Annotated in this window: 15 protein-coding genes; 5 read left to right on the plus strand and 10 right to left on the minus strand. The window is 67.3% G+C overall.

What is annotated here, in order from left to right; translation table 11 throughout:
• The first annotated feature begins 6 nt into the window (after positions 1–6).
• From ACFVTE_RS01875 to ACFVTE_RS01890, 4 genes are all read left to right on the plus strand, one after another.
• Complete coding sequence (locus ACFVTE_RS01875) at positions 7–1,053, plus strand: ABC transporter permease (protein WP_387096048.1); 1,047 nt, start codon at positions 7–9, stop codon at positions 1,051–1,053.
• Entirely contained in the window at positions 1,050–1,844 is a 795-nt protein-coding gene (locus ACFVTE_RS01880; protein WP_387096051.1) for an ATP-binding cassette domain-containing protein, read from the plus strand. Before ACFVTE_RS01875 ends, ACFVTE_RS01880 begins: the two co-directional genes overlap by 4 nt.
• Before the next feature lie 150 nt (positions 1,845–1,994).
• Complete coding sequence (locus ACFVTE_RS01885) at positions 1,995–2,990, plus strand: carbohydrate kinase (protein WP_387096054.1); 996 nt, start codon at positions 1,995–1,997, stop codon at positions 2,988–2,990.
• Between the two features lie 95 nt (positions 2,991–3,085).
• Positions 3,086–3,472 (plus strand): VOC family protein, encoded by a 387-nt coding sequence (locus ACFVTE_RS01890; protein ID WP_387096056.1) that lies wholly within the window; start codon positions 3,086–3,088, stop codon positions 3,470–3,472.
• A 36-nt stretch (positions 3,473–3,508) separates the two neighbouring features.
• On the opposite strand, the gene ACFVTE_RS01895 is transcribed toward ACFVTE_RS01890, so the two are convergent.
• Together ACFVTE_RS01895 and ACFVTE_RS01900 are read right to left on the minus strand one after the other, a co-directional pair.
• The gene (locus tag ACFVTE_RS01895) at positions 3,509–5,170 is read right to left on the minus strand and encodes an amidohydrolase (protein WP_387096059.1); all 1,662 of its coding nucleotides are present in this window, start codon (positions 5,168–5,170) and stop codon (positions 3,509–3,511) included.
• Positions 5,160–6,617, minus strand: coding sequence for an APC family permease (locus ACFVTE_RS01900; RefSeq protein ID WP_387096061.1), 1,458 nt, complete (start codon positions 6,615–6,617; stop codon positions 5,160–5,162). Before ACFVTE_RS01900 ends, ACFVTE_RS01895 begins: the two co-directional genes overlap by 11 nt.
• Before the next feature lie 158 nt (positions 6,618–6,775).
• On the opposite strand from ACFVTE_RS01900, the gene ACFVTE_RS01905 reads away from it, so the two are divergent.
• A complete protein-coding gene (locus tag ACFVTE_RS01905; protein WP_387096064.1) occupies positions 6,776–7,384 on the plus strand; it encodes a TetR/AcrR family transcriptional regulator in 609 nt (202 codons plus the stop codon).
• A 68-nt stretch (positions 7,385–7,452) separates the two neighbouring features.
• On the opposite strand, the gene ACFVTE_RS01910 is transcribed toward ACFVTE_RS01905, so the two are convergent.
• From ACFVTE_RS01910 to ACFVTE_RS01945, 8 genes are all read right to left on the minus strand, one after another.
• Entirely contained in the window at positions 7,453–8,493 is a 1,041-nt protein-coding gene (locus tag ACFVTE_RS01910; RefSeq protein ID WP_387096066.1) for a HoxN/HupN/NixA family nickel/cobalt transporter, read from the minus strand.
• Positions 8,493–9,323, minus strand: a complete 831-nt coding sequence (locus ACFVTE_RS01915) for an urease accessory protein UreD (RefSeq protein ID WP_387096069.1) — start codon at positions 9,321–9,323, stop codon at positions 8,493–8,495. The genes ACFVTE_RS01910 and ACFVTE_RS01915 overlap by 1 nt, the downstream gene beginning before the upstream one ends.
• A gap of 125 nt (positions 9,324–9,448) precedes the next feature.
• Positions 9,449–10,066, minus strand: coding sequence for an urease accessory protein UreG (gene ureG / locus ACFVTE_RS01920; protein WP_387096072.1), 618 nt, complete (start codon positions 10,064–10,066; stop codon positions 9,449–9,451).
• Between the two features lie 12 nt (positions 10,067–10,078).
• Positions 10,079–10,759, minus strand: coding sequence for an urease accessory protein UreF (locus ACFVTE_RS01925; RefSeq protein WP_387096075.1), 681 nt, complete (start codon positions 10,757–10,759; stop codon positions 10,079–10,081).
• Entirely contained in the window at positions 10,740–11,216 is a 477-nt protein-coding gene (ureE, locus tag ACFVTE_RS01930; RefSeq protein WP_387096078.1) for an urease accessory protein UreE, read from the minus strand. The genes ACFVTE_RS01925 and ureE overlap by 20 nt, the downstream gene beginning before the upstream one ends.
• 9 nt (positions 11,217–11,225) lie before the next feature.
• A complete protein-coding gene (gene ureC, locus ACFVTE_RS01935) occupies positions 11,226–12,968 on the minus strand; it encodes an urease subunit alpha (protein ID WP_387096081.1) in 1,743 nt (580 codons plus the stop codon).
• The gene (locus ACFVTE_RS01940; RefSeq protein WP_387096083.1) at positions 12,965–13,312 is read right to left on the minus strand and encodes an urease subunit beta; all 348 of its coding nucleotides are present in this window, start codon (positions 13,310–13,312) and stop codon (positions 12,965–12,967) included. Before ACFVTE_RS01940 ends, ureC begins: the two co-directional genes overlap by 4 nt.
• Positions 13,313–13,319: 7 nt before the next feature.
• Positions 13,320–13,622: an urease subunit gamma gene (locus ACFVTE_RS01945; RefSeq protein ID WP_387096085.1), complete on the minus strand. Its 303-nt coding sequence runs from the start codon at positions 13,620–13,622 to the stop codon at positions 13,320–13,322.
• Between the last annotated feature and the right edge of the window lie 32 nt (positions 13,623–13,654).

Consider the following 13,654-nt stretch of genomic DNA (forward strand, 5'->3'; position numbering starts at 1 on the left):
GCAAACATGGCCCAGCAACAGACAGCCGGTCCGCCCGCCACCGGGCACGCCGACCTGGCCGAGGAGTTCCTCGACCGCCAGACCCCGCTCAGCCGCATCCGCAACGTCCTGCACCGGTACCCCGCGCTCAGCCCCGCCATCGTGCTGCTCGTGGCGGTGGTGGTCTTCGGGCTCCTCAACGACAGGTTCCTGCGGTTCGAAAACCTTTCCCTGATCACCCAGCAGGTCTCGGTGGTGGGAACTCTGGCGATCGCGCAGACACTCATCATCCTCACGGCGGGAATCGACCTCTCCGTGGGCGCCGTGATGATCCTTTCGTCCATGGTGGTGGCGCAGCTGGCGGTGGGCAGCGGCATTCCCGGCCCGCTGGCCCTGCTGACCGGCCTGGTGGTCGGCCTGGGGGCGGGCGCCCTCAACGGCTTCCTCGTCACCCGGTTCAAACTTCCGCCGTTCATCGTCACCCTCGGCACCCTGAACATCTTCATCGCCATCACGCTCTTGTACTCCGGCGGCTCCACCGTCCGCGGGTCCAACATGCCGGATCTGCTCACCTGGACCGGAAGCACGTTCCCGCTCGGCCCGGTCCGCATCTCCACCGGCGTGATCATGATGCTCCTGCTGTACGGCGCTGTTGCCTTCATCCTCGGCAAGACCGCGTGGGGCCGGCACGTCTACGCCGTCGGTGACGACAAGGAAGCCGCCCGCCTGGCCGGCATTCCCGTCAACCGCGTCCTCATGAGCGTCTACCTCGCCGCCGGAGCCGTGCTCGCAATCGGCGCGTGGCTCCAGATCGGCCGCACCAACGCGGCCAGCCCCAACGCCGGCGTGGACCTCAACCTCGACTCGATCACCGCCGTCGTGATCGGCGGAACCAGCCTCTTCGGCGGCCGCGGCTCCGTCTGGGGTTCCCTCCTCGGCGCGCTGATCGTGGGCGTGTTCCGCAACGGCCTGTCCCTGGCCGGGCTCGACGTGCTGTACCAGACCCTCGCCGTGGGCGTCCTCATCATCCTCGCTGTGTCCATCGACCAGTGGATCCGAAAGGTGAAATCATGACCGCCACTGAAATCCAGCCGTCCGGCACGGCGGTGCGGCAGCCGATCCTGCAGGCCAGGAACCTCGTCAAGACCTTCGGCCGCGTCGTGGGCCTGGACGGCGTCAGCCTGGACCTCTACCCTGGCGAGGTCCTGGCGGTCATCGGCGACAACGGCGCAGGCAAATCCACCCTCATCAAGTGCCTGACCGGCGCCGAGGTTCCCGACTCCGGCGAGCTGAAGGTCTCCGGCCAGGCCGTGCACTTCAAGCGGCCGCAGGACGCGCGCGCCCACGGCATCGAAACCGTCTACCAGAACCTCGCGGTGTCACCGGCGCTGGACGTCGCCTCCAACCTGTTCCTGGGACGTGAAGAACGCCTTGCCGGCCCGCTGGGCAAGCTCTTCCGCGTCCTGGACACCAAGGGCATGCGCCGCAAGGCCAAGGAGGAACTGACCCGGCTGGGCATCTCCACCCTCCAGGACGTGACGGTCCCGGTGGAGAACCTGTCCGGCGGCCAGCGCCAGGCCGTGGCCGTGGCCCGCGCCGCGGCGTTCGGCTCCAAGGTGGTTGTCCTCGATGAGCCGACGGCGGCACTCGGCGTCCGGGAATCGAACCAGGTCCTGCAGCTTGTCCGCGACCTCCGGGACAGGGGCCTGCCCGTGATCCTGATCAGCCACAACATGCCACATGTGTTTGACGTGGCGGACCGCATCCACATTCAGCGGCTGGGAAAGTGTGCAGCCACCATCACGCCGCAGTCGCACAGCATGACCGACGCCGTGGCGATCATGACCGGCGCCGCCACCGCCTGACCGCGCGGCACCGCCCGACTGCGGCCCTGCCCCAAACCCGGCACCCCACCGGGCCCAACCCGGCTCCACCAAAGCCTCACCAAAACCCAGCACCAACCTCCGTCCGCGGGCCCAAGCCGGCCCGCGGACGGCTCCATGAAAGGCCCCACCGTGATCCCAACCTCCACCCCCGGAACGTCCGGCCCAGGAACTGCCTACTCCGGAGCCCACGCGGCAACGCCGGAAGTCATCGTCATCGGTGAAGCGCTGATGGACGTCGTTGCGTCCGCGAACGGAACCGTCGAGCACCCCGGCGGGTCGCCGTCGAACGTTGCCTACGGACTGGGCCTGCTCGGCATCCGGACGGCGCTCCTCACCTCGATCGGCGACGACGGCCGCGGCCGGGCCATTGAGGCCCACCTGCAGCGCGCCGGCGTTGCGCTACTGCCCGGCTCCAGGACGCCGGGCACGACAGCGACGGCCACCGCGACGCTGGCGGCCGACGGCTCCGCCAGCTACGACTTCGACATCCGCTGGGAACTGCCCCCGGTGGCACCTGCGTCCCTGCCCAAGGTGCTCCACACCGGCTCGATCGCCACCTTCCTGGAGCCGGGCGCAGCAGCAGTCCGGGCCCTGCTGGAGCAGTCGCACCGCGAATGCCTGGTCACCTACGACCCCAACATCCGTCCGGCCCTCCTCGGCAGCCAGGCAGAGGCGCGGACCATCTTCGAGGAGCTGGTCCCGCTCACTGACGTGGTCAAGCTCAGCGACGAGGACGCCCGCTGGCTCTACCCGGACCTGCAGCTGGAGGACACTGCGGCACGGATCCTCCAGCTGGGGGCGGGACTGGCAGTTGTCACCCGCGGTTCCGAAGGGTCGCTGCTTGCCACTCCTGAGCTGCAGCTGGTGGTGCCCGCCATCAGGTCCGCGGTGGCCGACACCATCGGCGCCGGGGATTCCTACATGTCGGCGCTGATCTACGGACTGCTGGCACGCGGATCGGACGGACTGGCACCTGCCGTGCTGGAAACACTCGGCCGCACCGCCTCGAAGGCCGCCGCGATCACAGTGCGCCGCCCCGGAGCCAACCCGCCCACGGCGGCCGAGCTCCTGGCGGACCTGCCCGAGGACAGTATGCCCGGGGACGTGACACCCGCCGTCGCCTAGGGCCCTCGGGGCAGCCGAGGAGGTCGACGGCACCGCCACACGCGGGCCCGGATATTTACCGCGTTCACACCTGGTGCCTCCGTACACTGGGTCCCATGGCATGCCGTATCAGCGAACTTGTCCTCAACTGCGCCGACCCCGAACTGCTCGCAGGGTTCTGGAGCCAGGTGCTCGGCTACGTCGAACTTGACCGGGAGGACGGTGCGATCGAGATCGGCCCGCCCGACGCCGGGTTCGGCGGCCTGCAGCCCACCATTATCCTGAGCCCGAGCACCGATCCGCGCAGGGGAAAGCTCCCCCTCCACATCGACGTCAACCCCGTCGACCGGGACCAGGACGCCGAGCTGGAGCGGTTGCTCGCGCTCGGCGCCCGTCCCGCCGACGTCGGGCAGAAAGGCGACGAGCAATGGCACGTCCTGGCCGACCCTGAGGGCAACGAGTTCTGCCTGCTGCGCAAGCGGCTGGAGCCCATCACCGCCTAGGAGAGTCGTGTCCCGGACGGCGATGGCCTGGGACAGCTACCGGCCGGTCCCCGCCCCCGAGTGCTGGACGCCTGAGTGCTGCACGGCCGAGTGCTGCACCTGCCCGTCCACGACGGTCGCCAGGACCCGGGCCGCCGCGAGGTCGTCCGGATCAGCAGCCAGCGGATCGACGTCGAACACCGTGAAGTCCGCGCGCTTGCCAACCGTGATGGAACCGGCAACCTGCCACTCCCCCGCGGCCCGGGCAGCGTGCGAGGTGTAGCCTTCGAGTGCCTGCCGGGCTGTAAGGGCCTGGCCGGGAACAATCGGCTGTTCACCCGGGCGTCGTGACCGCCGTCTTAATTGCGCGTCCGCCAGGATGGGCAGCGGTTCGAACGGGGCGATCGGCCAGTCGGAGCCGAGCCCCAGGGTGGTTCCGGCGGCACGGAGGTCCGCGCAGCGCCAGGCGTTGTTGGCCCGTTCGGTGCCGAGCCTCGTGGACCAGTTGTCCGAGTGGTCGGCGCGGGAGTAGTGCGTGCAGTGGGTGGGCTGCATGCTGGCGATGAGGCCGGACCGGGAGAACCTGCCGATCAGCTCGTCCGGAACGGTTTCGAGGTGCTCGATCCGGTGAACGGCAGGCGGGGTGCCCGGAGGGAGGGACTCGAAGGCGTCCAGGACCGCGGCCACCCCGGCGTCGCCGATGGCGTGCGTGGCCGTGGGAATGCCGCGCCCGGCGAAGTACCGCACGGCCTCGGCGTATTCCTCCGGCCGCGGCCAGAACGGAGCCACCGACTCGCCATAGGCATCGGGTTCAAAAAGCCACGCCGTGCCGTTGTCCACCGTACCGTCGACGAACAGCTTGATGCCGGCCACCTGCCATCGCCGCCCGCCGGCACCGATCTGTTTTGCCAGCCCTCGCCATTCCGGTTCACCCGTGCCGGGCATGCACCACGGCGAGATCCGCAGGCGCAGCGGCAGGCCGCCGTCGGTCTCTTCTTCGACCGCCCGGTAAAGCTCCAGCGAATCGTCGTTGCAGTCCATCACGTGCGCCCCCGTCAGCCCGGACCGGGAGAACTGCGTCAGCAGTTCCGCCAGCCGCGCCTTCCGTTCTCCGAAGGGCTCGGCGGGCATCACCCGGGCAACGAGTTCGACGGCGGCCGCCTCCAGCAGGAGCCCCGTGGGCGTGCCGTTTCCGTCGCAGACCACCTCGGCAGCCTGGTCGAAGGACCGCGGACCGGTGACCCCCGCGATTTCCAGGGCCCGGGTACTGGCGAGCGCGGAATGCCCGTCGAACAGGCGGAGAAGGCACGGCCGTCCGGAGACGGCGTCGTCTATCAGGTCGCGGTGGGCGGCAGCGGATCCGAACACATTGGGGTCCAGGCCCCAGCCGCGCACCCACTCCCCCGGCGCTGCTGCCGCCGCCTCGGCACGCAAGAGCGCGCGCACGGCAGCCAGGTCCCAGGCGCCGGACAGGTCGCAGCCGCGGGTCAGTTCCAGGCCAAACACGGGATGCGTGTGGCAGTCCACCAGGCCGGGGGTCAGCACTGCGTCGCCGAAGTCGATGACCTCCGCCGCCTGCCAGCCGGCCGCCTCCGCACGGCTTCCGACGGCCGTGATCACGCCGTTCCGGACGGCAACGGCCTGCGGCGCCGGAGCCCCGGGCGGCATGCCCTCCATGGTGTGAATGGTGCCGGCGAGGATGATCACATCATGATTCATGGGTTTCGAAGCTTCCAATCTGGGCGAAGGTTTCCGGCCGGTGGCGGCGCAGCCAGCGGGCGGCCAGGAGTCCGGCGATAAAGACGAGCGGGGTCACCAGGATGAGGACGGTGTTGGTCAGGGCGTCGGCGAAGGTGAGCAGTTCGATGTTGAACCCGATCAGCAGCACCACGCCGAAGAGCAGGATGGCGGACGCCAAACTGAGCGGGACCATGAGACGGTGCGTGACGGCGTCGGGGTTCCGGCGCAGGTAGAGGAACGCCGCCACCGACACCAGGCCCTGCAGCCCGACGATGCCGAAAATCCCCGGGGTGTTCACCCAGATCAGCAGCTGCTGGTACGGATCGGCGTTCAGGACGGCGCACACGGTGATGACCGCTGCGGCGAGGAGTGTCTGCACCTGTCCTGCCCGGTGCGGCGACTTGAACTTGGGGTGGGTCTGCCCCAGGAGGGCCGGCAGCACGCCGTCGCGCGCCAGCATGTAGACGTAGCGGTTGATCGCGTTGTGGAAGGCCAGCTGTGAGGCGTAGACGCTGGTGACGATCAGCATGTACATGGCCACCTCGGCCCACGGACCCACATAGTGGTTGATGGTTTGGAAGAACATCCCGCCGGCCAGCTCCCCGGCGGCTTCGGCGGCACGGACTTCGCCGTAGGCCTGCACCACGGCCCAGACGATGAAGGCGTAGAACACGGACATGAAGCCGACGGCGATGTACGTGGCGCGCGGCACCGACCTGTCCGGGTCGCGGGCCTCCGAGCGGTACAGCACGGTGGATTCGAAGCCCATGAAGGCGGCGAAGCAGATGCCGAGGATGGCCAGGACGCCCGGCCCGAACGCGTTCTCCGGGCTGAAGGAGCCCACGCTGATGCCGTGCGCGCCGCCGCTGCCGAGGATGCCCGCACCCATCAGGGCCAGGATGCCGGTCTCGGCAACGAGGAGCACCCCGAGCACTTTGGCTCCGACGTCGATGCCGCGGTAGCCGAGGAACCACACGGCCGCGACAGCAGCCAGGGCGATGGCCGGCCAGGGCACCTCAAGCCCGAAGACCACCTTGAGCATGTCGTGCGTCTGGACGGCGAAGAGGCCGTAGACGCCGATCTGCAGGCAGTTGTAGGAGACGATCGCCAGGATGGCTGAGGCGAGTCCCGCCGTCTTGCCCATGGCCAGGCAGATGTAGGTGTAGAAGCCGCCGGCCGCCTTCACATGGCGGGTCATGGCCATGAAGCCGACGGCGAAGAGGGTGAGCACGAATCCCGCCAGCAGGTAGCCGGCCGGGGCGCCAATGCCGCCGACGTTGATGGCCACCGGGGCAACGCCCGCCATGACGGTCAGCGGCGCTGCCGCCGAAATGACGAGGAAGGCAATGCCGCCCGTGCCCAGGGCATTGCGCTTGAGGGCGCCGTCCGCAGACGACGCCGGAGGTCTGGTTTGGATATCCGGCACTGGTCCGTCCTTTCTGGGAAGCCCGACAAAACGAAAGGCTTTCGTTTTAGTATGAGGGTGTGTGGCGCGGAGCACAATAGCTTTCGCAAAAGCGGCGCCGGCGGGAGGCGGAGACTAGGCTGGGTTCCTATGTTCCAGAGCTGCAGACAGGAGATTCCATGGGGCGCCCGCTCCTTCCGCTGATATCTGTGGAGGCCCTGACGACGGCCGCGCTGGAGCTGGTCGATGAAAGCGGCGACTTCAGCTTTCCAAAGCTGGCGAAAAAGATCGGGGTCAGCCAGTCCTCCATCTACAACCACGTCAGCGGCCGGGACGAGATCCTGGAACTGCTGCGGCACCGGATCATCACCGAGGAGCCGTACCCGCCTGTGGACCACACCGACTGGGAGGGCGCGTTGCGTGTCCTGATCCGCGCGTACCGCGACGCCTTCGCCCGCCATCCGCGGCTGGCTCCGCTGCTGGTGCTGCAGTCCATCACGGATCCGGCGGTCATCGGCATGTACGAGGACCTGGCTCTGGCCCTGGAGAGCGCGGGATTCCGGGGACGCGACGTCGTGGCGGCCATCTCCACCATCGACAGCTTCGCGCTGGGCGCGGCCCTGGACCTGGCGGCGCCGGAAGTGGTGTGGGACCCGCCGACGGAGGGTTATCCCACCCTGAAGCGCGCGCTCGGCAACGCGGGCCCTTCGGAGGAACGGGGCGGGCACGCCTTCGATTTCGGCCTGGACGTGGTGATCGGCGGCCTGCGGGCGAAGCTGGGGAACTAGGTTTGCCCGGGGCGAACGGCGGGACATGGCCCGGCGCCACGCCGGAATTTCCCTGAGCGGGAGCGGGACTAGCCGGCTTTCCGGCGTGCCCTCAGCGTCGCGCCGCCCCAGAGCAGCAGGAATGCAGCCACCAGCAGCAGCCCTGCGTCGCCCAGGTCGATGCCGGCCAGCCAGGCGGTGAGCGGGTCGGTCAGCCCGAAAGCCTCGCTGAAGAAGCCGCCGAGGGTGACCACGGCAACGAATAGCGCGGACAGCGCCGAGAGCCCGGTGATGACGGCGTTGAACCCGAGTTTGCGCACCGGGTCATGGATGGCTGACCTGTACATCCGCATCATGGCCACGCCGTTCGTCGTGTCGCACAGGGTCATGGCGGCTGTGAACGCGAGCGGCAGCGCCAGCAGCGCGACAGGCGAAACGCCACTCAGGGAAGCCGCCGTCGTCATCACCAGAAGCCCGATGGTGGTGGCGGTATCAAAACCCAGCCCGAACAGGAATCCGATGACATACACATTCCTGGGCCGCCGCACCTTGGACAGCGGCCGGGCCATAAGGCGGGCCATCAAGCCCTTCGCTTCGAGCTCGCCGGGCAGCAACGTTCCGCCGCCGCGGACCCTGCGGTAGGACCGGGCGGCACCGAGGAATGCCGAGCCGTTGAAGATGCCCATGGCCAGCAGGAACAGGCCCGAGACACCGCTGCCAATCAGCCCCAGGACCAGGTTCCCCGTGCTGCCCTCGGTCATGAACCTGCCCACCAGCGAAACGCCGGAAACCACCAGCGCCCCGGCCAGGATCACCACCGAACTGTGCCCCAGGCTGAAGGCGAATCCCACGCTCGTGGGATCCTGGCGCTGGGCCACGAACTTCCGCGTGGAGTTGTCGATCGCGGCGATATGGTCCCAGTCGTAGCTGTGCTTGATGCCGGCAAGGTAGGCCGTGAGCACCAGCCCGAACGCCAGCGGCCGCCCCGATGCACCGGTGCCGGCCATGAGAAGCACGACCGCGGCGAGATGGAGAATGGCCACCGCACCAAAGGTGGCCAGCAGGCGCGTCCGGAGCGGCAACCGCTCACGCTCGCGGTACATGGCGGCGAACTGGGTCAAGGCAGTCATCAGTACTTCCTCAGATTCAGGGGCGCCTGGCCATACCATCGTTGGCGGAGAAGGCCGCTGCAGCCACCCAATAGCGTATTGAGTTTTTCGGTGCTGTTGGACAGGGACCTGAGCACCAGTGCCGTGATGCCGTCCATTGTGGCACTGAGCGAGACGCCTGTGTAGGCGTCGAACTTTTCCGCCAGTTGGTGCAGTTCGTCGGCGAGCGCCTGGTCCACCCGGGCGTCCACCACCACCAGCGAGCCCAGGTGGCTGTGGCCCTCCATGAAGCCTGTGCCGGTGACATCGTCGAGCGGCGGGCGGATCAGCAGGTTGTCCAGGGCGAGCAGCCGGGTGCCCTCCCCGGTCTCCACGTGGATCTCGTTGCGGAGCCGCAGTTCCTCGTACCGAAACGAGGCCCCGTCCGGGGACCAGCCCGGCGTGATCACTTCCGCCATCAGCAGGCTAGACGTCGGCCGGACCGTGATGTGGGTGTTCTGCCGGTAGCTGGCCTCCCGGTAGGCGATGACCTGGTCAGGAGCCAACTCCAGCCGTGCCCCCTCGCCCAGCCGGATGGTCGTCCGCTGCTCGGCAAACGAGCCCGGGGTCCGGTAGATCTTGGTGGCCGACTGCGTGGTGAGCAGCAGGTCAGCCCCGTCCCCCACCTCCACATCGATGACGTAAAGATCGGCCCCCAAATATGCCCCGCCAGGATTGACGACGACGTAGCAAACCTGCCCGGAGTCATCCAAGTAGTGCGGCCGCAAAACCCTCAAGGCGCCCCGATGGAACTGGTGCGTGGCCACGGACCTGCCGCATCGATCCTCGATACGCAGAGCGAGTTCGCCCATGGGTTCCGGGCTGGCTCCGGCCGCTTCGCCGGATTTGGGGCCGTGCCCGCTTCGCGGTGCCCACCACGCCGCGGCCCCAAAATCCGGCCTCGCCGCCTCAGCGTCTAGGTCACCTTGTGCACTTCTCACGGTTGGAGGTCGAGCATCAGGACGTCGTGCCGAATCCATTCGATGACCTTGTCCAGGCCTTCATCGGTTTTGAGGTTGGTGAAGCAGAACGGTTTGGCGCCGCGGAATTCCTTGGAGTCGCGCTCCATGACGGCGAGGTCGGCTCCGACGTGCGGTGCAAGGTCTGTTTTGTTGATGATGAAGAGGTCGGACTTGATCATGCCCTGGCCGGCCTTGCGCGGGATCTTCTCGCCCTGGGCGACGTCGATGATGTAGATGGAGAAGTCCACCAGCTCGGGGCTGAAGGTGGCGGAGAGGTTGTCGCCGCCGGATTCCACGAAGATCACCTGGAGGTCCGGGTGCCGCTGTTTGAGCTCCTCGATGGCTGCTGTGTTCATGGACGTGTCCTCGCGGATGGCGGTATGCGGGCAGCCGCCGGTTTCGACGCCGATAATGCGGTCCTCGGGCAGGATGCCGTTGGCGGCCAGGATCTTGGCGTCCTCGATGGTGTAGATGTCGTTGGTGATGGCGGCCATCGAGATTTCTGCACTCATATGCCGCGTCAGCCGCTCCACGAGCTGGGTCTTGCCGGCGCCGACAGGTCCTCCGATGCCGATCTTGATGGGTTCAGTCATGTTGTCCTCCTGCTAGCTCATGAACATCCGGGCACGCTGGCGTTCGTGCCTCATCTGCGAAATCTCCAGTCCGGGGCTGACCGCCCCGAAGTCGTCGGGCGTCAGGCGGGCGGCGCGCTCGACGGCGACAGCAACGGCGTCGTGCGCGTTCCGCAGCAGCCGCTGTCCGGCGGCCTGCCCGAGCGGGATGGCCCGGACGGCGTTTTGCGTCAGGGAGGTGACGGCGGCGAAAAGGTACGCGGCAATCGCTTCCGCCTGTGGAACCCCGAGGGAACGGGCGACGACGGCGAACGCCAGCGGCTGATGGCCGGCAGCCCGGCGCCCGCTCACCATCGCCCGGTACGCCTCCAGCTCCTCCGACGGAAACACCTCCGCACCGATCTCCATCAGCCGCCCGCCCATCTTGACGCTCGCCTCCCGCACCTGCCGAGGCAAAAGCTGAGCAGTAAGCAACCCATCGAGTTCCAGGACGGGAACGCCCTCATACAGAAAACGAATCGCCAAGGCATCCGAATAAGTCAGCTGCTGCCCCAAGAACGCAGCCAGCCACACCCCAAAAGACTCCTCATCAAAAACGATCCCCCGCTCGATATAGGTCTCAAACCCAAGCGAGTGCGCAAAAGCCCCGGTAGGAAGCGAGGAATCAGTAAGCTGCCTCAGCGCCAGCTGGTAGTCAGTGCGTGTGTTCAGCATGGCGAAAAGGCACTGGCATGACGCGCTCCTGCCGGCCGTAGGGCACTCCGACGTGTTTGAGGTAGTCCTCGACGGTGTGGTCGTACTGGCACACCATGACTTCGGCACCGTACTCGGAGGAAGCGTCGAAGAACTGTGCCTGCAGGTGCCGGTTGCCGAGGGAATGCGCCACGACGCCCATCTCGTGGATGGTCCGTGGTGCGATGACCAGGACGTCGGTGGGCAGCACGGACACCACGATCATGTTGGTGTCGGCCACGTGCAGCACGTCGCCGTCGCGGAGGTCGGCAGAACCGGCAGGAAGCCGGATGCCGATCTCGTTGCCGTGGTCAGTGGTGACCCGCTGAATCCGCTTGACCAGCTGGGCACTGGGCAGCACCACTTTCTCCCGGTGCAGGCCGAAGTAGGACTCAGCAGGCAAATCGTGAACGTTGCCGAGGACTTTCTCGATGATCATCTGAAGCTCCTAGAAGAGGAAGTACCGCTGCGCCATGGGCAGGACGTCCGACGGTTCGCAGGTGACCTCTTGGCCGTCCACGGTCACCGAGTACGTTTCCGGGTCCACCTCGATATCGGGCGTGGCGTCGTTGTACTTCAGGTCCGCCTTGGTCAGCGTCCGGATGCCGGAGACCGGCCGGATGACCTTCTCCAGTCCGAGTTCCGCCGGCACGCCGGCGTCGATGGCTGCCTGGGAAAGGAAGGTGATGGACGACTTCTGCAGGGCCTTGCCGTGCGTGCCGAACATCGGCCGCATGGTGCGCGGCTGGGGTGTCGGGATGGACCCGTTGGCATCGCCCATCAGGGCGTAGGCAATCTGGCCGCCCTTGAGCACCAGTTCGGGCTTCACGCCGAAGAACGCCGGATCCCAGAGCACCAGGTCGGCGAACTTACCCTCCTCGACGGAGCCGATGGAGTCAGCCATGCCCTGGGCGATGGCCGGGTTGATGGTGTACTTCGCCACGTAGCGCTTGAGCCGGAAATTGTCGCTCTCCGAACCCAAACCAGCAGCGGAACCGTGCGTCCCGCCGTCGGGATCTTTCAGCACGCCGCGCTGCTTCTTCATCTTGTCCGCCACCTGCCACGTGCGGGTGATCACCTCGCCCACGCGGCCCATGGCCTGGGAGTCCGACGACGTGATGGCGAAAATCCCCATGTCCTGCAGGACGTCCTCTGCCGCGATGGTTTCGGCCCGGATGCGGGAATCGGCGAAGGCCACGTCCTCCGGGATGTCCGGGTTGAGGTGGTGGCACACCATGAGCATGTCCAGGTGCTCTTCGATGGTGTTGCGGGTGTAGGGCAGCGTGGGGTTCGTGGAGGCGGGAAGCACGTTCGGCAGGCCCGCGATCTTGATGATGTCCGGCGCGTGCCCGCCGCCGGCGCCTTCGGTGTGGAACGTGTGGATGACGCGCCCGTCGATGGCCCGGATGGTGTCCTCCACGAAGCCGCATTCGTTGAGCGTGTCCGTGTGGATGGCAACCTGGATGTCGTACTCGTCCGCCACCTTCAGCGAGGTGTCGATTGAGGACGTGGTGGAACCCCAGTCCTCGTGGACCTTCAGGCCCACCGCGCCGGCGCGGATCTGCTCCGCCAGCGGTTCGACGGCGGAAGCGTGCCCCTTGCCGAACAGGCCGATGTTGACGGGAAGCCCTTCGGCGGCCTGCAGCATGCGCTGGATGTGCCATTTGCCGGGGGTGACTGTGGTGGCCTTGGTGCCTTCGGCAGGTCCGGTGCCGCCGCCCACCATGGTGGTCACGCCGCTGCAGAGGGCAGCGGCCACCTGGTCCGCGGAAATGAAGTGGATGTGTGTGTCCACTCCTCCCGCGGTGAGGATCTTGCGCTCCCCCGCGATGATCTCTGTACTGGCCCCGATGACGATGTCCACGCCGTCGGCGATCTGCGGGTTTCCCGCCTTGCCGATCCGGAAGATGTGGCCGTCCTTGAGAGCGACGTCCGCCTTGTAGATGCCGGTGTAGTCCAGCACCACAACGTTCGTGATGACGGTGTCGGGCACACTGTCGCGGACCGCCTGGCCGTTCTGGCCCATGCCGTCGCGGATGACTTTGCCGCCTCCGAACACCACTTCCTCGCCGTAGTTTGTCAGGTCCTTCTCGATCTCGAGGAACAGCTCGGTGTCCGCCAAGCGGATGGCATCGCCCGCCGTCGGGCCGTACAGGTCCGCATACTGCCTGCGGGACAGTTCAAAACTCATCGGCGTTCCCCTGCCTGTTCAGTGCCGTCCCGGCCGCCGTCGAGACTGCCGTTCACCGCGTTGCTTAGGCCGTAGACCTCCCGGGTGCCGGCCAGCCGGATGAGGCGGACGGTCCTCCGATCGCCGGGTTCAAACCGGGCGGCGGTGCCGGCGGGGATGTCCAGTCGCCGCCCGTGGGCGGCGTCACGGTCGAACTCCAGCGCCGGGTTCGCCTCCGCGAAGTGGTAGTGCGAGCCCACCTGCACGGGCCGGTCGCCCGTGTTAAGGACGACGACGTCGGTCGCCTCCCGGCCCGCGTTGATGACCACCGGTTCAGGTCGCAGGACGTACTCTCCTGGAATCATGGCGCCCCTATCGGATGGGATTGTGGACGGTGACGAGCTTGGTGCCGTCAGGGAAGGTGGCCTCGACCTGGACGTCGTGGATCATCTCCGGCACGCCCTCCATGACGTCGTCGCGGCTGAGCAGCGTGGTGCCATAGCTCATGAGCTCGGCAACGGTGCGGCCGTCCCGGGCACCCTCGATCAGCTCGTAGCTGATGATGGCCACGGCCTCCGGGTAGTTAAGTTTTAGTCCGCGCGCCTGCCGCCGTCGGGCGAGGTCGGCGGCGACCACGATCATGAGTTTTTCCTGCTCACGAGGCAGCAAATGCATGAGAATCCCTTCAACGGCCTGCGGGTCGGCGT

The sequence above is a fragment of the Arthrobacter sp. NPDC058097 genome (assembly GCF_042884885.1).
GTDB lineage: Bacteria > Actinomycetota > Actinomycetes > Actinomycetales > Micrococcaceae > Arthrobacter.

Coding starts and splice junctions, on each gene's coding strand:
- ACFVTE_RS01875 (WP_387096048.1), top strand. CDS start 7: ATGGCCCAGCAACAGACAGCCGGTCCGCCCGCCACCGGGCACGCCGAC.
- ACFVTE_RS01880 (WP_387096051.1), top strand. CDS start 1,050: ATGACCGCCACTGAAATCCAGCCGTCCGGCACGGCGGTGCGGCAGCCG.
- ACFVTE_RS01890 (WP_387096056.1), top strand. CDS start 3,086: ATGGCATGCCGTATCAGCGAACTTGTCCTCAACTGCGCCGACCCCGAA.
- ACFVTE_RS01895 (WP_387096059.1), bottom strand. CDS start 5,170: ATGAATCATGATGTGATCATCCTCGCCGGCACCATTCACACCATGGAG.
- ACFVTE_RS01905 (WP_387096064.1), top strand. CDS start 6,776: ATGGGGCGCCCGCTCCTTCCGCTGATATCTGTGGAGGCCCTGACGACG.
- ACFVTE_RS01910 (WP_387096066.1), bottom strand. CDS start 8,493: ATGACTGCCTTGACCCAGTTCGCCGCCATGTACCGCGAGCGTGAGCGG.
- ACFVTE_RS01915 (WP_387096069.1), bottom strand. CDS start 9,323: ATGGGCGAACTCGCTCTGCGTATCGAGGATCGATGCGGCAGGTCCGTG.
- ureG (WP_387096072.1), bottom strand. CDS start 10,066: ATGACTGAACCCATCAAGATCGGCATCGGAGGACCTGTCGGCGCCGGC.
- ACFVTE_RS01925 (WP_387096075.1), bottom strand. CDS start 10,759: ATGCTGAACACACGCACTGACTACCAGCTGGCGCTGAGGCAGCTTACT.
- ureE (WP_387096078.1), bottom strand. CDS start 11,216: ATGATCATCGAGAAAGTCCTCGGCAACGTTCACGATTTGCCTGCTGAG.
- ureC (WP_387096081.1), bottom strand. CDS start 12,968: ATGAGTTTTGAACTGTCCCGCAGGCAGTATGCGGACCTGTACGGCCCG.
- ACFVTE_RS01940 (WP_387096083.1), bottom strand. CDS start 13,312: ATGATTCCAGGAGAGTACGTCCTGCGACCTGAACCGGTGGTCATCAAC.
- ACFVTE_RS01945 (WP_387096085.1), bottom strand. CDS start 13,622: ATGCATTTGCTGCCTCGTGAGCAGGAAAAACTCATGATCGTGGTCGCC.